The sequence below is a fragment of the Streptomyces sp. NPDC002125 genome (assembly GCF_053593715.1).
The window spans coordinates 237,249-261,999 of record NZ_JBSFDD010000008.1 but is presented as its reverse complement, the minus strand read 5'-3'; the positions used below and the strand labels follow the sequence as shown (position 1 = coordinate 261,999).

Annotated in this window: 23 protein-coding genes; 6 read left to right on the top strand and 17 right to left on the bottom strand. The window is 72.3% G+C overall.

Annotated elements, in window-relative coordinates; all coding sequences use genetic code 11:
• Window positions 1-51: 51 nt before the first annotated feature.
• The 10 genes from ACWCQM_RS17085 to ACWCQM_RS17040 all read right to left on the bottom strand — a co-directional run bounded on the left by ACWCQM_RS17085 (window position 52) and on the right by ACWCQM_RS17040 (window position 12,489).
• Window positions 52-2,772: a fumarate reductase/succinate dehydrogenase flavoprotein subunit gene (locus ACWCQM_RS17085; protein WP_450916058.1), complete on the bottom strand. Its 2,721-nt coding sequence runs from the start codon at window positions 2,770-2,772 to the stop codon at window positions 52-54.
• Between the two features lie 11 nt (window positions 2,773-2,783).
• Window positions 2,784-3,536: an ABC transporter ATP-binding protein gene (locus ACWCQM_RS17080; RefSeq protein WP_450916057.1), complete on the bottom strand. Its 753-nt coding sequence runs from the start codon at window positions 3,534-3,536 to the stop codon at window positions 2,784-2,786.
• The gene (locus ACWCQM_RS17075) at window positions 3,533-4,399 is read right to left on the bottom strand and encodes an ABC transporter permease (RefSeq protein WP_450916056.1); all 867 of its coding nucleotides are present in this window, start codon (window positions 4,397-4,399) and stop codon (window positions 3,533-3,535) included. Before ACWCQM_RS17075 ends, ACWCQM_RS17080 begins: the two co-directional genes overlap by 4 nt.
• Window positions 4,396-5,766 carry an ABC transporter substrate-binding protein gene (locus ACWCQM_RS17070; RefSeq protein WP_450916055.1) on the bottom strand — a complete coding sequence of 457 codons (1,371 nt, stop codon included), beginning with the start codon at window positions 5,764-5,766 and terminating at the stop codon, window positions 4,396-4,398. Before ACWCQM_RS17070 ends, ACWCQM_RS17075 begins: the two co-directional genes overlap by 4 nt.
• A 15-nt stretch (window positions 5,767-5,781) precedes the next feature.
• Window positions 5,782-6,009, bottom strand: a complete 228-nt coding sequence (locus ACWCQM_RS17065) for a 4Fe-4S dicluster domain-containing protein (RefSeq protein ID WP_266479325.1) — start codon at window positions 6,007-6,009, stop codon at window positions 5,782-5,784.
• A gap of 45 nt (window positions 6,010-6,054) precedes the next feature.
• The gene (locus ACWCQM_RS17060; protein WP_450916054.1) at window positions 6,055-6,825 is read right to left on the bottom strand and encodes a GntR family transcriptional regulator; all 771 of its coding nucleotides are present in this window, start codon (window positions 6,823-6,825) and stop codon (window positions 6,055-6,057) included.
• Between the two features lie 150 nt (window positions 6,826-6,975).
• Window positions 6,976-7,647, bottom strand: a complete 672-nt coding sequence (locus tag ACWCQM_RS17055; protein ID WP_450916053.1) for a GOLPH3/VPS74 family protein — start codon at window positions 7,645-7,647, stop codon at window positions 6,976-6,978.
• Window positions 7,644-8,873 carry a fumarylacetoacetase gene (fahA, locus tag ACWCQM_RS17050; RefSeq protein WP_450916052.1) on the bottom strand — a complete coding sequence of 410 codons (1,230 nt, stop codon included), beginning with the start codon at window positions 8,871-8,873 and terminating at the stop codon, window positions 7,644-7,646. The genes ACWCQM_RS17055 and fahA overlap by 4 nt, the downstream gene beginning before the upstream one ends.
• Before the next feature lie 112 nt (window positions 8,874-8,985).
• Window positions 8,986-10,980 (bottom strand): CocE/NonD family hydrolase, encoded by a 1,995-nt coding sequence (locus ACWCQM_RS17045; RefSeq protein WP_450916051.1) that lies wholly within the window; start codon window positions 10,978-10,980, stop codon window positions 8,986-8,988.
• Window positions 10,981-10,989: 9 nt separating this feature from the next.
• Complete coding sequence (locus ACWCQM_RS17040) at window positions 10,990-12,489, bottom strand: peptide MFS transporter (RefSeq protein WP_450916050.1); 1,500 nt, start codon at window positions 12,487-12,489, stop codon at window positions 10,990-10,992.
• A gap of 156 nt (window positions 12,490-12,645) precedes the next feature.
• On the opposite strand from ACWCQM_RS17040, the gene ACWCQM_RS17035 reads away from it, so the two are divergent.
• From ACWCQM_RS17035 to ACWCQM_RS17015, 5 genes are all read left to right on the top strand, one after another.
• Window positions 12,646-13,656, top strand: a complete 1,011-nt coding sequence (locus tag ACWCQM_RS17035) for a polyprenyl synthetase family protein (protein WP_450916049.1) — start codon at window positions 12,646-12,648, stop codon at window positions 13,654-13,656.
• 189 nt (window positions 13,657-13,845) lie between these two features.
• Complete coding sequence (locus ACWCQM_RS17030) at window positions 13,846-15,066, top strand: LolA family protein (RefSeq protein WP_450916048.1); 1,221 nt, start codon at window positions 13,846-13,848, stop codon at window positions 15,064-15,066.
• Between the two features lie 220 nt (window positions 15,067-15,286).
• A complete protein-coding gene (locus tag ACWCQM_RS17025; protein ID WP_450916047.1) occupies window positions 15,287-16,276 on the top strand; it encodes an ABC transporter ATP-binding protein in 990 nt (329 codons plus the stop codon).
• Window positions 16,263-17,141 carry an ABC transporter permease gene (locus ACWCQM_RS17020; protein ID WP_450916046.1) on the top strand — a complete coding sequence of 293 codons (879 nt, stop codon included), beginning with the start codon at window positions 16,263-16,265 and terminating at the stop codon, window positions 17,139-17,141. The genes ACWCQM_RS17025 and ACWCQM_RS17020 overlap by 14 nt, the downstream gene beginning before the upstream one ends.
• A 198-nt stretch (window positions 17,142-17,339) precedes the next feature.
• On the top strand, window positions 17,340-17,978 hold the full coding sequence (locus ACWCQM_RS17015; RefSeq protein ID WP_450916045.1) for a TetR/AcrR family transcriptional regulator: 639 nt from the start codon (window positions 17,340-17,342) through the stop codon (window positions 17,976-17,978).
• 11 nt (window positions 17,979-17,989) lie between these two features.
• Here ACWCQM_RS17015 and ACWCQM_RS17010 read toward each other — a convergent pair whose 3' ends face one another.
• The 7 genes from ACWCQM_RS17010 to ACWCQM_RS16980 all read right to left on the bottom strand — a co-directional run bounded on the left by ACWCQM_RS17010 (window position 17,990) and on the right by ACWCQM_RS16980 (window position 24,241).
• Window positions 17,990-18,535, bottom strand: coding sequence for a flavodoxin family protein (locus ACWCQM_RS17010; protein ID WP_450916044.1), 546 nt, complete (start codon window positions 18,533-18,535; stop codon window positions 17,990-17,992).
• 149 nt (window positions 18,536-18,684) lie between these two features.
• A complete protein-coding gene (locus ACWCQM_RS17005; RefSeq protein WP_450916043.1) occupies window positions 18,685-19,494 on the bottom strand; it encodes an HAD family hydrolase in 810 nt (269 codons plus the stop codon).
• Window positions 19,495-19,560: 66 nt separating this feature from the next.
• Window positions 19,561-20,010 (bottom strand): VOC family protein, encoded by a 450-nt coding sequence (locus ACWCQM_RS17000; RefSeq protein WP_450916042.1) that lies wholly within the window; start codon window positions 20,008-20,010, stop codon window positions 19,561-19,563.
• Window positions 20,011-20,117: 107 nt separating this feature from the next.
• Window positions 20,118-20,567, bottom strand: coding sequence for a hypothetical protein (locus ACWCQM_RS16995; RefSeq protein ID WP_450916041.1), 450 nt, complete (start codon window positions 20,565-20,567; stop codon window positions 20,118-20,120).
• A gap of 12 nt (window positions 20,568-20,579) precedes the next feature.
• A complete protein-coding gene (locus ACWCQM_RS16990) occupies window positions 20,580-22,196 on the bottom strand; it encodes an FAD-dependent monooxygenase (protein ID WP_450916040.1) in 1,617 nt (538 codons plus the stop codon).
• Window positions 22,197-22,267: 71 nt separating this feature from the next.
• Window positions 22,268-23,257 (bottom strand): EamA family transporter RarD, encoded by a 990-nt coding sequence (gene rarD / locus ACWCQM_RS16985; protein ID WP_450916039.1) that lies wholly within the window; start codon window positions 23,255-23,257, stop codon window positions 22,268-22,270.
• 123 nt (window positions 23,258-23,380) lie between these two features.
• A complete protein-coding gene (locus ACWCQM_RS16980; RefSeq protein ID WP_450916038.1) occupies window positions 23,381-24,241 on the bottom strand; it encodes an SDR family oxidoreductase in 861 nt (286 codons plus the stop codon).
• 100 nt (window positions 24,242-24,341) lie between these two features.
• On the opposite strand from ACWCQM_RS16980, the gene ACWCQM_RS16975 reads away from it, so the two are divergent.
• Window positions 24,342-24,749, top strand: a complete 408-nt coding sequence (locus ACWCQM_RS16975) for a winged helix-turn-helix transcriptional regulator (RefSeq protein ID WP_450916037.1) — start codon at window positions 24,342-24,344, stop codon at window positions 24,747-24,749.
• The last annotated feature ends 2 nt before the right edge of the window (window positions 24,750-24,751 follow it).

Sequence of the window (24,751 nt, the reverse complement as noted above, 5' to 3'; positions counted from 1 at the left end):
TTCAGCGTATCCGGCGAAAACCGATCATGGCCGCCCAAACGTGTGAGCGAGTTATGCGCCGTTGACCGCTGCTCCTCTTGCCGCGTACGCGCGCACGTCCGCGTCCGGGTCCGTGAGCACTCCGGCCAGCGCCTCCCCGGCCGCGTCGTGGGCCGTGTGGTGGAGCAGCGCCAGGACCGCCGCCTTGCGTACGTCGGCGTTGGGATCGTCCAGTGCCCCGGCCAGCGGGCCCACCGCGGATGCGGGGTCCGCCGAGGAGAGCGCCGTCGCGGCCCCCGCCCGGACCTGCCAGGCCGGATCGGAAAGGGCCGTGACCGCCGTCGCGGCGAACGGCCCCGGGCACCCCGTGGCAGCGAGCGCACCCAGGGCCGCTGCCCGCACCAGCGGGTCCCGGTCCGACAGGAGCGGGGCCAGAGGTTCCGGCCCGGGGGAGCGGGTGGCCGCCAGCCCCTTCGCGACGGCCACCCGGACCTCGCGGGACGGGTCGGCCACGGCCCCGGCCAGCAGACCGGTGGCGTCCACCGAGACCAGGGCGCTCACCGTGTGGACGCGTACGTCGATGTCGGGGTCGCCGAGCGTGCCGGCGTACAGCTCCGCGTCCCCCAGGCGCAGCGCCCGCAGGGTGTCCAGCGCCGTGGCCCGTACGACGGGGTCCCCGGAGCCGAGCGCCGCCACCAGCGGCTCGCGCAGCGCCGGTTCGGCCGGGAGCACCTCGACCAGCTCCCGCAGGGAGGATGCCGCCGCCGCCCGCACGGACGGGACCGGGTCCGCGAGCGTCGCCGCCAGCGCGGGCCCGGCGCCCTCCGGGGTCGACTCGGTGAGCGCCGCCACCACCGCGCGCCGGACCACGGGGTCGGGGTCGCCGAGATACGGGGCGAGGTCCGCCAGCTCCGGCTGGTCCTCCGCCAGGGCGAGGAGTTCGAGGATGCGCGGGGAAGGTCCGGCCGAGGGGGCCGCGGCGGCCCCGGCGCGGACGGTCGCCGTGGCACCGGACGGGGCGGCCTCCTTCGCCCCGGCGATCGCCACCTGCTCGGCCTCGACCTCGCCGAGCTCCCGCGAGGCCCCGCCCACCGGGTCGAATCCGTCCACCGGCACGAGGTACGGCGCCACCGGCCGGGCCGTGAACTCCATCGTGCCCGAGGCCGACTTGCGCAGGTCCAGGTGGTGGAACCAGCCTTCGTCGTCGCGCTCCGGATGGTCCGTGCGCTCGTGGTAGAGCCCCCAGCGGGACTCCGTACGGGCCAGCGAGGAGCGTGCCGCCATCTCGGCGCAGTCCCGGATGAAGCTCACCTCCGCGCAGCGCATCAGCTCGTGCGCGGTGGTCGCACCCATCTCCGCGATGTCCGTGCGCATCCGCTCGAAGTGCTCCAGCGCGAGCGAGAGCCGGGCCCCCGACTTCGGCGGGGCCACGTAGTCGTTCACGAAGCGGCGCAGCTTGTACTCGACCTGGGTCTGCGGGGGTCCCTCCGGATTCCGCAGCGGCCGGTAGACCAGCTCATGGGCCTCCTTCAGCTGGTCCGCGGGCAGTTCGCCCTCGTACGCGGAGTACTGGGAGGCGTCGGCTCCGGCGAGATCGCCGTAGACGAACGCGCCGATCATGTAGTTGTGCGGGACGCAGGCCAGGTCCCCGGCCGCGTAGAGGCGGGGCACCGTCGTGCGGGCGTGGTCGTCGACACGCACCCCGGACGCCGAGTGCCCGCCGCACAGGCCGATCTCGGAGATGTGCATCTCGATGTCGTGGGTGCGGTAGTCGTGGCCCCGGTTCGCGTGGAACGTGCCCCGGGTCGGTCGCTCCGTGGAGTGCAGGATGCCCTCCAGCGCGCTGACGGACTCCTCGGGCAGGTGGCTCAGCTTCAGGTACACCGGACCGCGGTCCGAGGCGACCTCCGCCGCGAACTCGGACATCATCTGCCCCGACCAGTAGTCGGAGTCGACGAACCGCTCGCCGTGCCGGTTCACCTGGTAGCCCCCGAAGGGATTGGCGACGTAGGCGCAGGCCGGTCCGTTGTAGTCCTTGATCAGCGGGTTGATCTGGAAGCACTCGATGCCGGTCAGCTCGGCGCCCGCGTGGTACGCCATGGCATAGCCGTCGCCCGCGTTGGTGGGGTTCTCGTACGTCCCGTAGAGGTACCCCGAGGCGGGGAGGCCCAGCCGTCCGCAGGGGCCGGTGGCCAGGATGACGGCCCCCGCGCGCACGGTGACGAACGCGCCGGTACGGGTGTTGAAGGCAGCCGCGCCGATCGCCCGGCCGTCGTCGCCGGTGAGGATCCGGACCGGCATCACCCGGTTCTCGATCCGGATCCTCTCCCTCATCTCCCGGCGCCGCAGTTGCCGGTAGAGGACCTTCTTGACGTCCTTGCCCTCGGGCATCGGCAGCACGTACGCGCCGGAGCGGTGCACCTGGCGCACGGCGTACTCCCCGTGCTCGTCCTTCTCGAACTTCACCCCGTACGACTCCAGCCGCCGCACCATCCCGTACCCGCGCACCGCCGTCTGGCGGACGGTCGACTGGTCGACGACGCCGTCGTTGGCACGGGTGATCTCCGCGACGTAGTCGTCGGGTTCGGCCCGCCCCGGGATCACCGCGTTGTTCACACCGTCCATACCCATGGCGAGGGCGCCCGAGTGTCGGACGTGCGCCTTCTCCAGCAGCAGGACGGAGGAACCGTGTTCGGCGGCGGTGAGCGCGGCCATGGTGCCGGCCGTGCCGCCCCCCACGACCAGTACGTCGCATGAGAGTTCTTCGGCGTCGGCGAGGGCGGGGATCTGCACGGTCGGGCCTTTCAGTCGGAGGTGGCGGGGGCGAGGGACTCCAGGACGTGGCGGCGCAGCGCGACGGTCGCAGGATCGGTGTGCGCGGCGCGTTCGCGGGGACGCGGTACGTCCAGGACGCGTCCGGCCGGCAGGAGCGCGATCCGGTCGCCGAGGAAGAGCGCCTCGTCCACGTCGTGTGTGACGAACACGACCGTGGCACCCGTGCCGGCGAGGACGTCGACGAGCAACTGCTGCATCCCGGCCCTGGTCTGGGCGTCCAGCGCGCCGAACGGCTCGTCCATCAGCACCGCGCGCGGCTCGGCCGCAAGGGCGCGGGCCAGCTGGACGCGCTGGCGCTGGCCGCCCGAGATCCGGTGCGGGAACTTCGCGCCGTGGCCGTCCAGGCCGACCCGGGCCAGCCAGGACTCGGCGCGCGTCCTCCGGACCCCGCGCGGAACGCCCCGGATCGCCAGCGGGAGTTCGACGTTGGCCCGCACCGTGCGCCACGGCAGCAGTGCGTCGTCCTGGAAGACGAGGGCCCGCTCGGCCCCGGGCGCGGTGATCTCCTGGCCGTCCTGGGCGACCTCCCCGCCGAGGGCGGGCAGCAGCCCGGCCAGGGTGCGCAGGAGCGTGGACTTGCCGCAGCCGGACGGCCCGACGACCGCCAGGATCTCGCCGGGGACGACGTCGAGATCGACGCCGTCCAGTACCGGCGCCCCGGCCCGGCCGAGCACGGCGCCGCGCAGCGTCAGCCGGACTCCCGGGGGAGTGGTCGTGGTCATGGGTGCACCCGCTCCTTCGCCAGGGGGACCGGTGCCGTCACCGGGGGGACGTTCCGCTTCCGGTACCGCACGGGGGCCGGAGGGCGGCTGCCCTCCGTGCGCGGCAGCCACCGGGTGAGGCGGCGGCCCAGCACCTCCACCGCCGTCGAGGTGATCCACCCCAGCAGTCCGATCGTGGCCATGCCGACGAAGACCCCCGGATAGTCGACGACCGTGTAGTCCTGCCAGGTGCGGTAGCCGACCCCGTACTCGCCGGAGATCATCTCGGCGGAGATCACACAGATCCACGACACCCCGATGCCGACGGAGAGCCCCCCGAGGATGCCGGGGAGCGCGCCGGGCAGGACGACGGAGCCGAGGATCCTCCACCGGCCACCGCCCATCGTCAGGACGGCCTCCTCCCACACCGGGGTGAGCGCACGCACCGCGTGCCGGGTGGAGACCATGACGGGGAAGAACGCCGCGGTGCAGGTGATGAAGACGATGCCCTGTTCGTTGCTGGGGAAGAGCAGGATCGCCACGGGCACCAGAGCGATCGCCGGGACCGGGCGTATCACCTCCAGGACCGGGCCCAGCAGGTCCGAGACCAGCCGCGAGCGGGCGATCGCCGTGCCGGCCGTGATGCCCAGGACAGCGGCCAGGGCGAAACCGGTGACGATCCGGGTCAGGCTGTCGGTGAGGTCCTGCCAGTACGCGTCGCTGCCCAGCCGGTCGCCGAACGCACGGGCCACGTCGGTCACCGTGGGGAACTGCTCGAAGCGCAGCCACAGGTTGACGTCGTAGGAGGTGAGCAGCTGCCAGATGCCCAGCGCCGCCACCAGCGACAGCGCCCGCAGCGCGACCGACCACCGCCGCGCCCTCATGAGGCGCGGGCCAGTTCGAGCGCGGTGGCGTACGGGACGACACGGGAGCCCGGATGCGCGGCGGCGTCCGCGCGGGCCGCGGACCCGGTGACGTACGGCCTGAGCTCCGTACCGTCCGACACCCAGACCGCGCGGTCCGCGAACCACAGGGTGCCGGTGCCCGCGTCGGGGACGTACGCGGCGCGGACCTTGCCCTCGTGCCCGGCCGCGTACCGCAGGACCTCGGCGGGAGTGGCGAACGCCGAGGTGGTGTCCTCACCCTTCAGCCAGACCTCGCCGCCCCGCGCGGCGGGCGGACCGGCGGCCCGCGCCTTCGCGTAGTCGGAGCCGTACACCCGCTTCACGTACGACTCGTCGACGAAGGAGTCGACGTCCACGTCCCCGACCAGCTTCGCCGAACGCAGCACCGGGACATCCTTCTTGAGCGCCGCGACCAGGGCGGGCTTCACCGTCGTGTCGAACGTGGCGATGCCCTGGGCGCCGTTGTAGAGGTGGACGACCTCGGCGGGCAGCCCCGTCGCCTTCGCCACCGACTCGGAGGCCGCCACCGGGTGCTCGCGCAGATACTCCGTCGCCCGGCCCTGCGCCCGGAGGAAGTCCTCCAGCACGGCGGGCCGCTTCTTCGCGAAGTCCTCGACCACGGTGACCCCGTGAAACGTCGGCAGATCCAGTTCCGCCCCGTCGTAGAGCGCCTTCGCCCTGCCCTGGAACGCCAGCAGTCCGGGCCACGCCACGAACTGCGAGAGGGCGTCGGCGCTGCCGGCCTGGAGTGCCGACGCGCCCACCGCGGGCTGCTGGTTGAGCTTGCGGATGTCCTTCTCCGGGTCGAGCCCGGCCTGCTGGAGCGCGCGGACGAGCGTCCCGTCCGCGGCCGAGCCGACGCTCGTGGAGACTTTCCTGCCGCGCAGGTCCTTCAAGGAGTCGAGCCCCGAATCGGGCGATGTCACCACGGTGTTGAGCCCGCCACGCAGGTTGTAGCCGGTGACCGAGACCAGCTTGGTCGGACGGTTCAGCTGCTTGCCCCGGGCGGCGTTGATCAGCAGCGGGAAGTCGCCCATCGAGCCGATGTCGATCTTCCCCGCGGTCATCTGGGCGGTGATCGGGGCGCCCGTCGCGTAGTCCTGCCACTTCACCTCGTACGTGACGCCGTCCCGCTCGCCGCGGGCACGCAGTTCGTCCTCGAAGTAGCCCAGCGAGCGCAGCAGGGTGCCCGCCGTGACGGTGTTGATGGTCCTGGACTGATAGCCGACGGTCACCGTGACCGTGTCGGCGTCACCCGCGCTCGCCTCGCTGCCGCAGCCCGTGAGGGGGGCGAGCAGCGTGGAGGCCAGCAGGGCGCCGGCCGTACGGAATGCCGTGCGTCGCATGGGAGGAAGGGCCTTTCACCGGAGGAGGTAGGGCATGTTGACCGTGACCGCGTCGGTGGGACACCTGGCCGCGCACGGGCCGCAGTACCAGCACTCGTCGACATGCATGTACGCCTTGCCGCTGTCCGGGTTGATGGCCAGCGAGTCGAGCGGGCACATGTCGACGCAGAGGGTGCAGCCGTCGATGCACTTGGACTCGTCGATGGTCACGGGCACGTCGGCCCGCTGGGGCGCCAGAGGCATGGCGGTCTCCAGGGAAGAGGGAGTAGATCCGGGAAAGGGAGGGAGTCAGCCGGACCGGTGCAGCAGTCCGCTCATGCTGATGCGGTCGCCCCGGAAGCGGATGAACTCCAGGTCCACGGGGCGGCCGTCACAGAGGTGGGTGAGCCGTTCCAGCATCAGGACGGCGGAGCCCTGCGGGGTTTCCAGGACGGCGGCGGAGTGCGCGTCGGCGTTGACGGCCTCCATGGTGATCTCGGCGGTGCCGAGCTGCTGCTTGGTGAGGCTCTCCAGCAGCCGGAAGACGTCGGTGTTCTCCAGGTCGCAGCCGAGCAGGCCGGCCCCGATGTCCATGGGGACGTAGGTGAGGTCGAGGGAGAGCGGCAGCCCGTTCAGCAGCCGGCGCCGCTCGATGTAGAGCACGTCGGTGTGCTCCGCGATCCGCAGCCGCCGTGCGACGGGGCCCGGCGCGGGCACGGGGCCGACGGTACGGACCTCGTTGGTGACACGGCCGTGCTCGCGGAGGGTCTCGGCCAGACCCTGGAGCCGGTCGAGGCGGTGCGGGTACCTCTCGCTGACCACGACGGTGCCGACGCCCGGCTGCCGCTCCACCAGGCCCTCGGCACGCAGCAGGTCCAGGGCCTGGCGGACGGTGTTGCGCGAGACGCGGTAGTCGCTGCCGATCGCGTCCTCGAAGGGCAGCACCCCGCCGGGGAAGCCGCCGGTCCGCACCTGGTGGCGCAGCAGGTCGGCGAGCAGCCGCGCATGGTCCGCGCGCAGCCGGCGCCGGCGGGCGGCGGCGACGGGCACGGTGTGCTCACGGGTGCGATCGGCTGGCATGCGCTGGACCATACCGACGGGGTCCACGCGATGGTGTTGCTGCAGTGTTGCGCCACTTGAGGGGGCGGGACGTACCGCCCTGACCAGCGATTATCCGTCCGGGCGGCGAAGATCTGCCACCCCGGACGACCACCCCTCGGACACGGGACCTCAGTCGCCCCCGCCCCCGCCCCCGCCGCCGTCCCCGCCGCCCGCCCGGGCGGCCTTGTCCTGGCGTACGTTGCGGTGCACCGCGAGCGCCGGCCACTCCTCGCGGGCCAGGGCACGCGCCGCCGCACGGGCGCGGCGGTCGCCCTCCCTCACCACCGACGGCAGCTCGACCGCCGCGGCCAGCGCGGCGAGGAGCCGCCCCCTGCGGTCGGGGTGGCCGGCCGCACGGGACTCCTCGAAGCGCTGCCGCGCCGCAGCCGCTCCGCCGCCCGTCCCCTCGGGGTGGCGGTGGTACGGGAACAGCCCGATGAAGCGGCGGGTCTCCCTGCGCAGCACACCGCGCTCCACCAGGTCGTCCAGCCAGAGGCCCTCGGCCCGCCGCCCGGTCTGCCGCACCCAGCGCTGCGCCGACACCCCCGAGCCGAACCGGCTCTTGCCCGCCGCCGGAAGGCTCCGCAGGAACACCGCCAGCAGCGGATCGGGAGGGTCCAGCGGATTCACGACCACGACCCGGCCGCGCTCCTCGGTCACCCGGCCCTGGAGCTCCAGCTCCGCCAGGACGGCCCCCGCGACGCCGTACTCCAGGAAGGAACCGCGGCAGTACGGCTTGCCGCGTACGGGATCGAGGGCGAGCAGCAGCAGTTCCTCGGGGAGCGCCGGCGCGTCGTTCACCGCGCGGCCGTGATCCGTCCGGTGACCTCGCCGAGCCCCACCCGGGTGCCGTGCGGGCCGGGAGCCCAGGCGGTCAGAGTGACCGTGTCGCCGTCCTCCAGGAACGTCCGCTTGCCCTCGGACAGGTCCAGCGGATCGCGGCCGTTCCACGTGAGTTCGAGCAGGGAGCCGCGCTGGGCGGGCTCGGCGCCGCTGACCGTGCCGGAGCCGTACAGGTCGCCCGTGCGCAGGGAGGCGCCGTTGACCGTCATCTGCGCCAGCTGCTGGGCCGCCGTCCAGTACATGGAGGAGAACGGGGGCTCGGAGACGGTCTGCCCGTTGATCTCCACCGAGATCCGGATGTCGAAACCGCCGGGCTCCTCGTCGCCCGCGTCCTCCAGGTAGGGGAGCAGCGGGGTGTCCCGGGCGGGCGGCGCCGTACGGGCCGCGTCCAGGGCCTCCAGCGGGGTCACCCACGCCGATACGGAGGTGGCGAAGGACTTGCCCAGGAACGGCCCGAGCGGCACGTACTCCCAGGCCTGGATGTCGCGCGCCGACCAGTCGTTGAGCAGGGAGAGACCGAAGACGTGCTCCCGGAAGTCCCCGAGCGGGACCTGTGTGCCCTGCTCGGAGGGGACACCGACGACGAAGCCGACCTCGGCCTCGATGTCCAGCTTCACCGAGGGGCCGAACACCGGCGCCGGGTCGGAGGGCGCCTTGCGCTGCCCGGAGGGACGCACCACATCGGTGCCCGAGACGACGACCGTGCCGGCCCGCCCGTGGTAACCGATCGGCAGGTGCTTCCAGTTCGGGGTGAGGGCCGCGCCGTCGGGCCGGAAGATCCTGCCCACGTTGGTGGCGTGGTGCTCGCTGGCGTAGAAGTCGACGTAGTCGGCGACCTCGTACGGAAGGTGCAGGGTCACCTCGTCCAGCGGATACAGCAGGGGCTCCATGTCCGGGCGGTGCGCCGGGACGGTCACCCACGCCGTCAGCGCCCGCCGCACGTCCCGCCACGCGGTCCGCCCCGCCGCCAGGAGCGGCATCAGGCTCGGCTGCGCCAGCAGCCGGGCGTACGGCGAGCCGAGCGCGTGCGCCGCCGCGCCCCCGTCCAGTACATGTCCGCCGACGCGGACGCCGACCCTGCGCTCCTGCGGGTGCCCGGGGGTGGAGAACACGCCGTACGGGAGGTTGTGCGGGCCGAAGGGATCGCCCTCGGCCAGATCGAGCGGGCTGCTCTGCTCGGGCATCTGTCGCTGCCCCTTTCCAGTGGCTTGAGGAACACACGGTACGTCGGCGGCGCCGGTCGGCGGCAGTGCCTCAAGTAGGCGTGATGCCCGGAAAGTTACGTGATAACCCTGGTCAGCCAGCCGTGCGGGGGATTCGTTTCTCCCAGGTCCGGTGGAAGACGACCTCCTCGCCGTCCCTGCACACGACCTCGTTGGAGGTGATGAAGTCGTCCGCGTCCGCACTCGTCTCCGAACGCGTCTCGATCCGCACGTCCCAGGACATCTCGGGGCGGTGCAGCCGGATCGCCCAGTCCGAGCGGGCCCTGGCCGACAGCGGGTCGTCCTGCTGGATCGTGTACGTCTCCAGTGCGTCCTCGGTGAACTCCAGACCGTCGGGGTAGACCCGGGTGCCGCCGTAGCGCGGATCGACCTCCAGACGCCATTCGCCCTTGGCGACGTCACGGACCACCAGGCGTTCCGGCCGGGGCTCTTCGAGCGTCACCGGATACACGACACCGAGCGGCTCCGACTGCTCCGGTTCGCCGAAGGTGATCGCCGGGTCCTCGGTGTGCCGGCGCACCGGGAGCTCGACGAGGCTGCCCTCCGCCTCCAGCGTGAAGCCCGCCGAACCGGCCTGGGGCCAGATCCACGGCCAGTACGAGGAGGAGATGGCGACCCTGATCCGGTGGCCGGGCGGGAACGTGTGCCCGATGCCGTTCAGCTCGAAGTTCACGTACTCGGCCTCCCCGACGGGCCAGTCCTCCGCGCGGTCGCGCCCGTGACGGGTGGCCAGATTGAGGGCGCCGCGGGTCACCAGGGTGGAAGCACCGTCCGGGGCCACGTCGCAGAGCCGCGCGATCACCTGGCCGCGCGGTACGTCCATCCGGAGCAGGAGCGTCACCCGGGGGCGGCCGAGGATCTCGATCGGGGCGTCCTCGACGGGGAACTCGAAGCACACCGACTTGGCGTCCTCGTCGCGCTGGTCGGGTGGCAGGTCGGCCTCGTTGCCGAAGGGGAAGAAGCGTCCGGCGTCCAGCCCCGTTTGCTGCGGGGAGTCGACGGTCTGCGCCCCGCCCCCCAGGGCGTAGGTGACCGGGGCGACGTTCTCCGACGGCCAGGCCGCGTCGCCGACCCAGCGGCCCGGCAGCGTCTCGTAGACCGTGGCGGGACGGTGCGAGCCGCTGATCCAGGACCGCAGCAGGGGCTCGTTCATCACCCCGGTCTCCTTGTCCTTGAGGTGCTCGTCCCACCAGCGCAGCGTCTCCTGGAGGAAGCCGATCGAGGGCCCGGGCGGAAGCCCGCGGTCCGGGTACTGGTGCGACCAGGGGCCGATCAGCCCGCGCACCTGCCCGGGGTCCAGGTGCTCGACGAGCCGCAGGACGGTGTCGCGGTACGGGTCGTGCCAGCCGCCCACTGCCAGGACCTTCGCCTTGACCGCCCCGTAGTCCTCGCAGACGCTGCCGTGCTTCCAGTAGTCGTCGCGGGTCTGGTGGGCCAGCCACGTATGGATCAACGGCTCCACCTTCTCCAGCCGCCGCAGCCACATGTCCCGCCAGTCGTCGCCGACGTCCGCCGGGTCCGGGGGCCGGGAGACGAAGGCCAGCATGGTGGAGGCCCAGGCGTGCATGTCCACACCCAGGACGGAGCCGCCCATGTAGTGGACGTCGTTGTCGTAGCGGTCGTCCGCCGAGCACACGGTGACGATCGCCTTCAGCGGCTCGGGGGCGAGCGCGGCGATCTGGAGCGAGTTGAAGCCGCCCCAGGAGATGCCGAACATGCCGACCCTGCCCGAGCACCACTCCTGCCGGGCCAGCCAGTGCACCACGGCCACACCGTCCGCGAGCTCCGTCGCGTCGTACTCGTCGCCCGGCATCCCCTCGCTGTTGCCGTGCCCGCGCACATCGACACGCACGGAGGCGTAGCCGTGGCCCGCGTACCAGGGATGGCGCTGCCAGTCGCGCGGCGCCGTCCAGTCGCTCAGCCGGTAGGGCAGGTACTCCAGCAGGGCGGGCACCGGTTCGTCGGTGACCGGCCGCCAGATCCGTGCGTACAGCTGCGTGCCATCCGCCAGGGGGATGTAGAGGTCCTCGTGGATGGTCTCGTACGGGAATTTTGTGCGGATGTGCATGGCGGAACCTCAGTGGACGGGGTGCATGGTGCGCTTGAGCCAGGGAGCGGCGGCGATGACGGCCACACCGGCAGCCACCGCGATAGCGCCATTGACACCGAAGTAGGCGGGGTTGGAGACCTCGCCGTACAGCTTCACGATCTGTGCCTGGATGCCGTTGGCGAGGGCCAGGGACAGGAACCACAGCGCCATCGTCTGACTGGCGAACGCCTTGGGGGCGAGCTTCGTGGTCGCGGACATGCCGGAGGTCTCCAGCAGGATGTCGCCGAGTCCGAGCAGCAGGTAGGAGCCGACGATCCACCAGGCGGCCATCCGGTAGGTGTCGTCGGCGTGCCCGGAGGTGGGCAGGACCATCAGCAGGAAGGACAGACCGCCGAGGATCACCCCGATCGCGATCTTGTTCGACGCGTGCGGCTGGCGCGGTCCCATGCGGGCCCAGACGGCCGCCACGACGGGTGCGAGCGCCACCTCGAAGGCGCCCAGCGCGGAGGCGTACCAGCTGGCCGGGAAGTGGAAGCCGAAGATCTCCGTACGGGCGTTCGTCGAGGCCAGCAGCATCATCGTCGAGTACGCCTGGAAGAGGATGAAGTTGAAGACGACCGAGGCCAGGAACAGCACGACGTACGGCCGGAGCCTGCCGCGCTCCTCCGGGGTCACCCGGGGGCTGCGGAACATCACCACGAAGTACACGACGGGCGCGATCACCGAGATGAGGGTGAGCACGTCGACGAAACGATCGATCGTCAGCCAGCCGGCCAGCACCAGCGCGGTCGCCACCAGGGCGGCCACGACGACCCCGGCCACGATCAGCAGCACGGCCCGGCGCATGGCGTCCGGTGCCAGGGCGTACTCGGCGGAGTGCTTTCGGCCGGCCAGGTGACGCCGGCCCACGACGTACTGGATCAGGCCGAGCGTCATGCCGAACGCGGCGGCCGAGAATCCCCAGTGCCAGCTCGCGTGGTCACCCAGCCAGCCGGTGACCAGCGGACCGGCGAACGCGCCGATGTTGATGCCCATGTAATAGAGCGCGAAGCCGGCGTCGCGGCGGCTGTCCTCGGTGCTGTAGAGCTTGCCGACCATCGAGGCCACATTGGGCTTGAGCAGCCCGGTGCCCGCGCTGATCAGGCCGAGGCCCACCCAGGTCATCGTCGCGGTCGGCACGGCCATGGCGTAGTGCCCGCAGGCGATGAGGATGCCGCCGTACAGCACGGCGCGGTACGAACCGAGGATCCGGTCGGCCAGCCAGCCGCCGGCGACCGAGACCAGATAGACCAGCGTGCCGTAGGCGGCGGAGACCGAGGCCGCCGTGCCCGGCTCCATGCCCATGCCGCCGTCGGACACCTTGTCGGCGAAGAAGAGGACGAGGATCGCCTGCATCCCGAGGAACGAGAACCTCTCCCAGACCTCCAGCCCGGACAGGGTCATCAGACCCCGCGGCTGGCCGAAGAAGGCGGTGTCGTCGCCGGGCGGCGGCTGGGCCGGTTCCGTACCGGTCGTGGTGTGCGACAAAGCGAAAACTCCTGATCGTATGAGCTGATCCCGAACATACCGGCGGTGGCGGGAAGGCGCCCACGGTGATCCAAACGGGACCGGATACGCTGAGTTGAGTGATGACAGCGACACATCGACATTCAGTGTGATCGTCAGCAGACAGGAGATCCCCTCGTGACCGTCGTCGGGCCGTTCGGACTGCGCGTGCGGGACCAGGCGCTTGAGGCCGATGTCCAGGCCGGTTTGGCCGCTGTCGAGGCGGGGCTGCTGGATGCCACCAAAAGTGAGGTCCCGTTCATCACCGAGGCCGCACAGCACCTCGTCAGCGCGGGCGGCAAGCGCTTCAGGCCGCTGCTGGTGATGCTCGCCGCCCAGTTCGGCGACCCCGACGCCCCGGGCGTGGTCCCCTCGGCCGTGGTCGTGGAGCTGACGCACCTGGCGACGCTGTACCACGACGACGTGATGGACGAGGCGGACGTACGCCGGGGGGTGGACAGTGCCAACACCCGCTGGGGGAACTCCGTCGCCGTACTGACCGGCGACTTCCTCTTCGCCCGTGCCTCGCACATCCTGGCCGACCTCGGCCCCGAGGCCGTACGCATCCAGGCCGAGGCGTTCGAACGTCTGGTCACCGGCCAGATCCTGGAGACCGCGGGCCCGCGCGACGGCCGCGACCCGGTGGACCACTACATGGACGTCCTGGGCGGCAAGACCGGCTCGCTGGTCGCCGTGTCCGGGCGGTTCGGTGCCCTGATGGCCGGCGCCGACGAATCGGTCGTCGACATCCTCACCCAGTACGGCGAGCGCCTCGGCATCGCCTTCCAGCTCGCCGACGACGTCCTGGACATCGCCTCCGACTCCCACGAGTCGGGCAAGACCCCGGGCACCGACCTCCGCGAGGGCATCCCCACCCTCCCGGTCCTCCATCTGCGCGCGCGGGCCGCGGCCGAGGGCCGTCCGGAGGACAAGGAGCTCGTCGCGCTGCTGGACGGCGACCTCGGCGACGACGCCCGGCTCGGTGAGGCGCTGAGCGCGCTGCGCGCCCACCCGGCGCTGGAGCAGGCGCGGCGGGACACCGTCCGCTACGCCCAGGAGGCCAGGGCGACCCTGGCTCCGCTGCCCGAGTGCTATGCGAAGGCCGCGCTGGAAGAGCTGTGCGACGCTGTGGTGCACCGCGCGGGCTGACCCTTAGGGGCCCTTCGCCGGGGTCATCCCGTAGACGTACACGCAGTTGCTCCCGAGGGCTGACGCTTGTTCCCGCCCGATTTGGTCAGATGGAAGACAACCACTCCTGACCACATCGGGTGAGAATGGCGGCGAGGAGTGGACACGTGCAACGGGATGGCAGCCGCCGACCACGGAGGTAGAGCACACATGGCACCGAACGACAGCGCGGAGACCAACGGCCAGGCCACGGGCACTGTCGTGGGCCGTCGGAAGGCGGCGCGCTACATCGTCCCCTTCGCGGTGGCGGGAGTGGCGGCGGCGACGATCGGACTCGTCCCGGCGCTCGCGGACTCCGGCGACCCGGAGCTGCCGGACATCACCGCGCAGGAACTCATCGAGAAGATCGCCGCGTCCGACGAGGAACAGCTCTCGGGCACGCTGAAGGTCAGCACCGACCTCGGTATCCCCGCGCTCGGCGGGCTCGCCGGCTCCTTCGCCCCGGAGACGGGCGGCTCGGAGTCGAGCGCCTCACCGGACGCCAAGCTGATGGAGCTCGCCTCCGGGACGCACACGCTGCGGGTGGCGGTCGACGGCCCCGACAAGCAGCGCCTGTCCATCCTCGGCGAGGGCTCCGAATACAGCGTCGTCCACAACGGCGACGACGTCTGGGGCTACGACAGCGAGAGCAACGAGGTCTACCACGCGCGGTCCGACGCGCAGCCGGGGAAGACCGGGGAGCGCAAGGCGCCGAAGGAGGTGCCGGCCACCCCGAAGGAGCTCGCCGAGGAGGCGCTCGCCGCGGCGGGCGACACCACGTCCGTCACGGTCGACGGCACGGCGCAGGTGGCCGGACGCGACGCGTACAAGCTGCTGATCAAGCCGAAGCAGTCCGGTTCGACGATCGGGTCCGTCACCGTCGCGGTCGACGCCTCGACCGGCGTGCCCCTGAAGTTCACGCTGGCACCGAGCGGCGGCGGCAAGGCGGCGGTCGACGCCGGCTTCACCAAGGTCGACTTCGCGAAGCCCGCCGCGTCCTCGTTCTCCTTCACCCCGCCCAAGGGCGCGAAGGTGACCGAGGCCGACGAGCTGAAGGACGAGGCCGGGAAGGGCGCCGAGGACAAGGCGCACAAGGAGCTCGGCGCGCTGGAGGACTTCAAGGGCCTCAACGTCATCGGTGAGGGCTGGAACGCCGTCGCCGAGATCGAGATCCCGGGCGGCGCCGGACTCCCCGCCCAGGGCTCCGGCGACGTGCCGGCCCAGGCGCAGCAGTTCCTGGACGCCCTCGGCGACAAGGTCACCGGCGACTTCGGCTCGGGCACGGTCTTCAAGACGCGCCTGGTCAACGCCCTGCTGACGGACGACGGCAAGGTCTACGTCGGCGCGGTCACCCAGGACACCCTGGTGAAGGCGGCCGACACCGCCAAGTAGGACGCACCGCACGCCCCGCCCCGTCGTACGCTCCGTACGGCGGGGCGGGGCCGTACACGGACGGGTCCGTGCGACGGGACCGGCCGACCGTGCGCCACGGGACGGCTCCCGCACGGCGGGGACCCGGCCCGAGCACGGCGGTACACGGCAGGGGCGGACGGGTCCGTGCACGTGGGCACGGACGGCCCGTACAGGGCGGGACACAGGACCGGGAGTGCGCATGACCGACACAGCGGAGGCCGCGGCGGCGGAGGGGGACACGGAGGCCGGGCCCGGCACCGTGATCGAGACGCGCGGGCTCACCAAGCGCTTCCGGGGAGGGCAGTTGGCCGTCGACGGGCTCGACCTCTCCGTGCCCGCCGGGAGCGTCTTCGGCTTCCTGGGGCCCAACGGCTCGGGCAAGACCACCACGATCCGGATGCTCATGGGCCTCATCGACCCGACGGCCGGCACCGCCCATGTCCTGGGCCGCCCCATGCCCGGCGCGGCCCGCACCGTGCTCCCGCAGGTCGGCGCCCTGATCGAAGGCCCCGCGCTGTACGGCTTCCTGACGGGCCGGGCCAATCTCGGCCGGTTCGACTCCGCCGACCCGACGGCGGACCCCCGCACCCGGCGCGCCCGGGTGGAGAACGCCCTGGAGCGGGTCGGGCTCGGCGCGGCGGCGGGGAAGAAGGCCAAGGCCTACTCGCTCGGGATGAAGCAGCGCCTCGGGCTCGCCGCCGCCCTGCTCCAGCCGCGCCGACTGCTCGTCCTGGACGAACCGACCAACGGGCTCGACCCGCAGGGCATGCGCGAGATCCGGTCCCTGGTCAGGGAGCTGGCGGCCGAGGGCACCACCGTCTTCCTCTCCTCCCATCTGCTCGACGAGATCGAACAGGTCTGCACCCACGCGGCGGTGATGGCCCGGGGCCGGCTCCTCGTCCAGGGCCCGGTTGCCGCGCTCGCCGCGGGCGCCCGGGGCCGGCTCGCCGTCACCACCCCGGACCCGGGCGAGGCCGCCCGCATCCTCGCGGAGCACGGCGTGAGGGGCCTCGTCACCGACGGGGACCGGGTGAGCGCCGACGCGCCGCCGGGCGAGGTGGAGCTCGCCGACCTCAGCGCCGCCCTGGTGCGCGGAGGCGTCCGCGTACGCGCCTTCGGCGTCGAACGGGCCTCGCTGGAGGACGCCTTCGTCGCACTCACCGGAGAGGGATTCGATGTCGCAGGCTGAACTCACGACCGCCCCGCCGCCCCGCGCGCTGTGGACGCTCGGCATCCTCCGCTCCGAGCTGGTCACCACCCTGCGCAGATGGCGCACCGTGGCCCTGCTCGGAGTGCTGGCCGCGGTGCCCGTGCTCATCGGGATCGCCGTGCGCATCGAGACCGGCGACGGCTCCCGGGGCGGGCCGGGCGGTGACGGGGGAGGCCCCGCGTTCCTCTCCCAGGTCACCAACAACGGCCTGTTCCTGGTCTTCGCGGCGCTCTCCGCCACGCTGCCCGTCTTCCTGCCGATGGCCGTGGGCGTCATCGCGGGGGACTCCGTCGCGGGAGAGGCGAGCGGCGGCACCCTGCGCTATCTGCTGGTCGCCCCGGCGGGCCGCACCCGGCTGCTGCTCGCGAAGTACGCGTCGGTGCTGGCCTTCTGCCTGACCGCCACCCTGGTCGTCGCGGTGTTTGCGCTCGTGACGGGGGCCCTGCTCTTCCCCGTCGGGGAGGTCACGACGATTTCGGGAACCCGGATCGGATTCGGCGAAGGGCTGCTGAGGGCCGGGCTGATCGCGCTCGTGGTGGCCGCCTCACTCGTGGGGTTCGCGGCGCTCGGGCTCTTCGTGTCGACCCTCACCAACAGCGGGATCGCGGCGATGGCCGCCACCGTCGGGGTGCTGATCACCGCGCAGATCCTGGACACGATGCCGCAGCTGGACGCGGTCCATCCGTATCTCTTCCCGCACTACTGGCTGTCCTTCACGGACCTGCTGCGCGACCCCGTCTACTGGGACGAGATGGTGCGGAACCTGGGTCTCCAGGCGCTCTACGCGGCGGTGTTCGGCTCGGCGGCGTGGGCGCGCTTCACGGCGAAGGACATCACCGTCTGAGGGGGCCCGCCAAGATCCGTCCGCACCGTCGGCCGGTCGAGCCGTCCCCCGATCGGCTCGTCGCGGCACGAACGGCACGAACGGTGTGCGGCACGGAACGTCACGACACGGTACGTTCCGTTTCCAGCCTGGTCATTGTTCGACTTCTGGCGACGACCTGTCAATAAGCGGTGTACGGAATCCCCCTATGCTCACCGAATGATCACATCGCCGAGTTCCCTGCGCCGCAGCGAGAGGTCACGAAGGGCGACGCTGGACGCCGCCCTGGAGCTGTGTACGGAGAGGGGATACGGCAGGACCACCGTCGAGGCCATCGCGGCACGCGCCGGCGTGAGCAAGAAGACGATCTACCGCTGGTGGCCGTCGAAGGGCGCGGTGATGCTGGAGGCGTTCGCCGAGCTGCTCGTCGGTGCCACACCGTTCGTCGACACCGGCGACATCGAGGCCGATCTGCGGACACACGTCAACGGTCTGGTGAGGCTGATCTCCACACCGCCCTACGGCCCGGTCTACGGCGGTGTCCTGTCGGAGATGCATCACGACGACGCCCTCGCGCTGGCCGTACGCGAGGACCTGGTCGGCCCGCGCGTCGAGGCCGCCGTGGGGCGCCTGCGGCGCGCCCAGGAGCAGGGGCAGATACCGGACGGCGCCGATCTGCCGCTCGCGGTGGAGTTGCTCTACGGGCCCGTCTACTACCGCCATGTCCTGCGGAAGCCGGCGCAGGACGAGGCGACCGTCGCCTCCCTGGTCGCCCACGTCCTGCGGTCCCTGCGCGCCGTCCCGGACGGGGCCTGCGGGACCGTTCCCGCCCCGGCCCCGGACGGCACCGTCTGCTGAGGAAGTCCTCGTCAGCTGAAGAAGTCCTTCGCCCGCGCTGTGGCGCCGGTGTCGGACAGTACGTCGCCGGGCTTGCTGCCGTTGCCCAGCAGCACCCCGCCCCAGTGCATCCCGAGGTAGTGCGCCGAGTTCCGCAGCGTTCCCACGAGAGGCTCGGCGACCTCCGGGTCGTCGTCCGCGAGTGCGGTGACGCCCCACAGGGTCTTCCCGGCCATCCGCTGCTTGAAGTCGGTCCCGGGGACCTCCAGCCACCCCGACCAGTGGTCGAGGTAGCGCTTGGCGGAGGTGGAGACGGCGTACCAGTACAGCGGGGAGGCGACGACCACGTCGGTCGCGGCGAGGGTCGCCTCCAGCAGGGTCGCGGCGTGCCCGGCGGGGGCGTCGTGGCCGTCCGCGTGCCGGCGGTCCTCGAAATCCGGCAGGGGGAAGTCCCGCAGGTCCAGCCACCGCTGCTCCGTGCCGGGCGGGAGCTGCTCCGCCGCGAGCCGGGCGAGCCTCAGCGTGTTGCCGTCGGAGCGGCTGCTGCCGAGGAGGAAGAGGAAACTGCGTGTGCTCATGAGGTGCCCCCAATATGGCGCGTGCGGTTTTTACCGGCGTACGCATCATATGCATGTGCATGAAGTTTCCGGGAGGTGTTTTTCGGCCGCCGGTGCCAGGGGTGAAGTCCGGGCGTGAGGCCCCGCGTGAGCCGGCATTGAGCGCGCCCTCAGTCGAACAGCCGCTCAAGGACCACCGCGACCCCGTCGTCCCCGTTCGACAGCGTGATCTCGTCGGCCTCGGCCTTCAGCTCCGCGTGGGCGTTCCCCATCGCCACCCGGTGGCCCGAACGGCGGAACATCGGCAGGTCGTTGGGCATGTCGCCGAACGCCACCGCCCCGGCGAGGTCACGGTCCAGCAGCCCGGCGGCCAGGGCGATGCCGGTGCCCTTGTCCACGCCGTACGGAGCCAGCTCGACCGTGCCGGGGCCTGCCATCGTCACGGACGCCAGATCGCCCACGGCGCCCCGCGCGGCGGCGGCCAGTTCGTCGTCCGTCAGCTCGGGGTGGCGTATGAGCACCTTGATGACCGGCGCCGCCCAGAGCTCCTGGCGCCGCCCGGCCCGTTGGGCGGGGAGGCTGGGGTGCGGCATGCGGTAGCCCGGCTCGATCAGTGTCCTGCCGTCGGGGCCGTCCTGGTCGACCGCGGCGAAGACCTGCCCCACCTCGGCCTCGATCTTGCCGAGCGCGGTGTCGGCCAGGCCCCGGTCCAGCGGCACCGAGCTCAGCATGCGGGCCGACCCGGCGTCGTACACCTGCGCGCCCTGCCCGCAGACCGCGAGGCCGTCGTAGCCGAGGTCCGGGAGCAGGGCGCGTATGCCGGGCACGGGGCGGCCCGTGACGATCAGATGCCGCGCGCCGGCCGACGCGGCGCGGGCCAGCGCGGCGCGGGAACGGGGGCTCACGGAGTCGTCGGAACGCAGCAGGGTGCCGTCCAGATCCGTGGCGACGAGGGTGTATGCGGCGGGTGGCGTGAACATGAGGTCAGCCTAGAGAGATCGCCTTCCGGCCGTACGCCGCTGACCTGCGAGGACGGCGGGCGCCTCTCAGTGGACGCAGAATTCGTTGCCCTCCGGGTCCTGGAGCACCGTCCACGAGCCCCCGGGGTGCTCGACGGCCCTCAGCACGCTCGCGCCCAGCCCCACGATCCGCTCCACCTCCGCCTCGCGCTCCCCGGCGGCCGAGTGGACGTCCACATGCAGGCGGTTCTTCACCGTCTTCGGCTCCGGTACGCGCTGGAAGAGCAGCCGCCGCCCGAGCCCGGTCCCGCTCCTCGCGTCGTACGGATCGTCCGGATGCCGTACCGCGACGAGATCGCGCCAGGCCCGGCGCCCGTGCGACTCGACCGTGGCGGCCTCGGGCGCCGCCCCGGCGGCGAGCAGCTCAGCGATCAGGGCGCTGTTGTCCTCGACGAGATAGCCGAGCGTCTCCGCCCAGAAGTCGGCCTGGGCATGCGGGTCGCCGGCGTCGACGACGAGTTTCCAGTGCAGGGTCATGGGACCTGTTTATACGGCCGGGCCGCGCCCGTGAACCGTGCGGCGCGCTCCGGCGGACGGCGAAGGCCCGCGAGGGCGGCCGGAAGGCGGGGGAGAGGAGCGGTGCCTCACCGCGGCGGGCAGGTCTCGCAGACGTGACCGCCGAGGGCCCCGAGCAGCTCGTCCGCCGCCGCCCGCACCGCCGGGTCCTCGTCCCCGGCCAGCCGCTCGGCGGTCGTCCGGCCCGCCAGGACCGCCAGATGCGCGCCCCTGGTCCACTCCGGGTGGTGGGCGTGGCCGTGCGCGAGGATCGTCCCCAGCAGGCCGAGCACCCCGGCCCGGTCCTTCACCGTCTCCATGGCGGCGAGCTCCCAGAGGAACGGCACGGTGGCGACCGTCGCGTCGAACACGGACATCGTGGCTATCCACCGGCCGAGATCGCTGAGCGCGTCCTCGGCCGACTCGCTGTCGCCCCAGGCGATCCGTGAGAGCAGCCCGGGGACCTGGGACGCGGAGCCCTGGGCGTGGCGCAGCTCATGCCACTGAACGTGCCTCATGTCCCTCAGGATGGTCCCCATCCGGGCACTCAATCAGCCTTTGCGTGCGCCGTCCACCATGCCTGCCCACTCCACGCGGTCCGGCTCCCGGGCCCCGTCGAGAGCGGCCAGATACTCCCGTACGGAGCGCTCGTCGTCCGCCTTCGCGATCAGCCCCACGTGGTTGTCGGGCCGGACCACCACGACGCCGTCCCCCCGGACCCCGTACGCCGCGCGGGCCAGCCCCTGCCGGTCGTGCAGGGCGTACGGTCCGGCGTCGGCCGACCCGGCGGCCACGGCCCCGGGGCCGTCCACCAGGCAGGTGCGCACCGCGTCGCCGTGGGTCGAGGCCGCCGCGCGCAGTGCGGGCCCGCTGGCCGCACCGAAGCCCAGCACGGTGATGTGCGGTCCGGCGAAGACCTGGAAGAGCCGGGTGGGCTCCCCGCTCGCCGCGTCGTGGCAGGGGGCGTCCGGCGCGCGGTCGCCGGACCGCAGCTCGCCCCCGCCTCCCGGCCGGGCGAGCGAACTCCACCGGTAGCCCCGGTCGAGCCCCGACATGGCCGGCGTGACGGCGCTGTCGAGCCCGCCGCCCGGCTTCGTGATCGCCTCCAGCGTGGCCCGCAGCCGCTCCGAGGTGATGTCCAGCGTCCAGGCGGCGACCGGCAGCCGCTCCTCCTCGTAGGTGTCCAGCAGCTCCGTGTCCGCCCGGCCCCGCACCACCTGGGCGAGCTTCCAGCCGAGGTTGAAGGAGTCCTGGATGCCGGTGTTCATACCGAGGCCGCCCGCGATCGCGTGCACATGCGCGGCGTCCCCCGCGAGCAGCACCCTGCCCACCCGGTAGCGGTCCGCCATCCGCACGTTAACCCGGTACGTCGAGAGCAGGGCGCCCCCGGTGAGACGGTCGGCGGGGAGCCGGGTGTGCCGGGCGAAGAGCCGCCGGAAGCCTTCCACGGTGGGGGCGAGCGGGCGCCCGCCGGAGTCCCTCTCCGGGCCGGACTGGAACCACCAGCCGGACCGGGTGCCGGGGACGGGGCAGAGCATGACGGCGCCGTCCGTGTCGAACCACTGGTGCCAGACGCCCCGGTCCAGCACGCCCGGGGTGATCTCGACGTCGCCGCAGACCATCACCTGTTCCTCGTCCGTCTCGCCGTCGAACGGGACGCCCAGCAGTTTGCGTACGCGGCTGTGGGCGCCGTCGCAGCCCACCACGTAGCGCGCCTCGGTACGGGAGCCGTCGGCGAAGGCCACGGCCACCGAGGTCCCGTCGTCGGTGAGCCCCACGACCTCGCTGCCCGTCTCGACGGCGGCGCCGTGCTCGGCGAGGCGGTCGCGGAGGATCTCCTCCAGCCGCCACTGGGCGATCAGCCGGCCCCGGTCGTAGGGCGCGTCCGGGGCGGGCGAGGAGCCGGCGTACGGGTCGGTGTCGGCGACGGGCTCGCCGTCGCGGTACTTGCGCATGACCGGCGGCGCCGCGCTCGACTCCAGCACCGCGCCGATGACACCGAGGTCCTCCAGGACCTCCAGCGAGCGGGGGTTGGGCCCCTTGGACCGGGAGGTGCGCGGATGCTCCGGCGACCTGTCCACGATCCGTACGGCGATCCCGCGCCGGGCGAGATCGCACGCGAGCGTCAGTCCGGTCGGGCCCGCGCCCACGATCAGTACGTCGGTCATGCCTGCTCCTCGGTTCGCGTCGTCCTGTGGGTCCAGGAAAACGCAACCGAGTTAAAAAGGCAACTGGGTAATTATTTTATGCCCGAGGTGTCCGACCCGGCCGGGGACGCGGCGGTCGCTCCTGTGGGCGAGGCCGCCTCCGCGGCCCGTACGGCCAGACGCAGCGCCTCCGCCCGGGTGCGCCGCGCGGTCCGCAGCGCGTCCCAGGTCAGCATCACCAGCGCCACCCAGACCAGCCCGAAGCCGGCCCAGCGCTCGGGCGGCATCTCCTCGTGGAAGTACAGGATGCCGAGGGTGAACTGGAAGACCGGCGCCAGGTACTGGAGCAGTCCCAGCACGGACAGCGGCACCCGGATCGCCGCGGCGCCGAAGCAGACGAGCGGGATCGCGGTGACGAGCCCGGTGGCGGCGAGCAGGGCTCCGTGGCCCGCGCCCCCGGAGAGGAAGGTCGCGTCGCCGCTCGCCCCGAGCCACAGCAGGAAGCCGAGCGCGGGCAGGAAGAGGACGGCGGTCTCGGCGGCCAGGGACTCCAGGCCGCCCATGTCGACCTTCTTCTTCGCCAGGCCGTACGTCGCGAAGGAGAAGGCCAGCACCAGCGAGATCCACGGCGGTTGCCCGTAGCCGATCGCCAGCACGAGCACCGCCGCGAAACCCGTCGCCACCGCCGCCCACTGCACGGGCCGCAGGCGCTCGCCGAGCAGCACGACGCCCATGGCGATGGTGACCAGCGGGTTGATGAAGTAGCCGAGCGAGGCCTCGACGACATGGCCGTCGTTGACGGCCCAGATGTACAGCCCCCAGTTGACCGAGATCACGGTCGCGGCGACCGCGATCAGCCCCAGCCGCCGGGGCTGGTGCAGCAGCTCGCCGACCCAGGCCCAGCGGCGCAGGAACAGCAGGGCGATGCCGACGACCCCCAGCGACCAGACCATGCGGTGGGCGAGGATCTCCACCGCGCCCGACGGCTCCAGCAGCGGCCAGAACAGGGGCACCAGGCCCCACATCCCGTACGCGCCGATTCCGTACAGCAGGCCTGCCCGCTGCTCGTTCTTCCCCTTCACGGGCCCTCCCCGGCACTCCTGGAGCCGGCGGTCGGCCGACTGCACGACGGTAGCGCCCGGGGGAGCCCTCTGTCATTGCCGTCTCATGGAAACGGTCGTGACATGGGTGGTGGGGATGTCCGCTCAGGCGGCGGCCACCGCCGCGGCGACCGTCTCGGCCAGCGGCGTCGTCGGCCGGCCGATCAGACGGGCCAGGTCCCCGCTCGTGCCGGCGAGCAGGCCGCGCGCGATGGCCTCGTCGACGTCGACCAGGATCGCGGCGAAGGGCTCGGGCAGCCCGGCCCCGACGAGGATCTCCTGGTGCACGGCGGCCGGGACGTTCCTGTACGCGATCTCCCGGCCGGCCGCCTCCGACACCACCGCGGCGTACTCGGCCAGCGACCAGGCGGTGTCCCCGCTCAGCTCGTACGCCATGCCGAGGTGTCCCTCGCCGGTCAGCACGGCCGCGGCGGCGTCCGCGTAGTCGGCGCGGGTGGCGACGGCGATCCGGCCCTCGCCCGCGTTGGCGACGACGGCGCCGTGCTCCAGGACCGGAGCCAGGTTCGCGGTGTAGTTCTCGGTGTACCAGCCGTTGCGCAGGAAGGTGTACGGGAGCCCGGAGTCCAGGATCAGCTGCTCGGTCACCTTGTGCTCGGCGGCCAGCCGGAAGTCCGCGTCCGGCCCGCCCAGCACGCCCGTGTACGCGAGCTGGGCGACGCCCGCGGCCTTGGCGGCGTCGATCACGGCGGTGTGCTGCGGAATCCGCCTGCCGACCTCGTTGGCCGAGATCAGCAGCACGCGGTCGCCGGCCCGGAAGGCGGCGGCGAGGGTCTCGGGGCTGTCGTAGTCGGCGACCCGGATCTCGACGCCCCGGGCGGCGAGCGGGGCGGCCTTCTCCTTGTCCCGCACGACCGCGGCGACCGAATCGGCCGGGACGGTGGCGAGCAGCCGCTCGACGACGAGACGGCCGAGCTCGCCGGTGGCTCCGGTGACAACGATGCTCATGGGGGTTCCTCCTGCTGCGCTGATCCTTGGGGCTCTGTCCACTCACTGTAGGACGGGCACTTTCCAGAAGAAAGTACCCACTTTGAAGTAAGGTACTGGTATGAGCGTAAGCACCAGCAGGACCGCCAGCGTCAACCAGCCGATGTGCCCCTCCCGGCTGGTGCTGGAACACGTCACCAGCCGCTGGGGAGTACTCGTGCTCGCGGCGCTGCTGGAGCGCTCGTACCGCTTCAGCGAGCTCCGCCGCTCCGTGGGCGGCGTCAGCGAGAAGATGCTGGCCCAGACCCTGCAGACACTGGAGCGCGACGGCTTCGTGCACCGGGACGCCAAGCCCGTCATCCCGCCGAGGGTGGACTACTCGCTCACCCCGCTGGGCAAGGAGGCCGCCGACCAGGTCTGGGGCCTCGCCAGGTGGGCGGAGCGCCGGCTCGACGACGTCGAGACGTCCCGCGAGGCATACGACGAAGCCCGGAGCCGACCGGCTCCGGGCCCCGGTGGCCAGGGGTGACG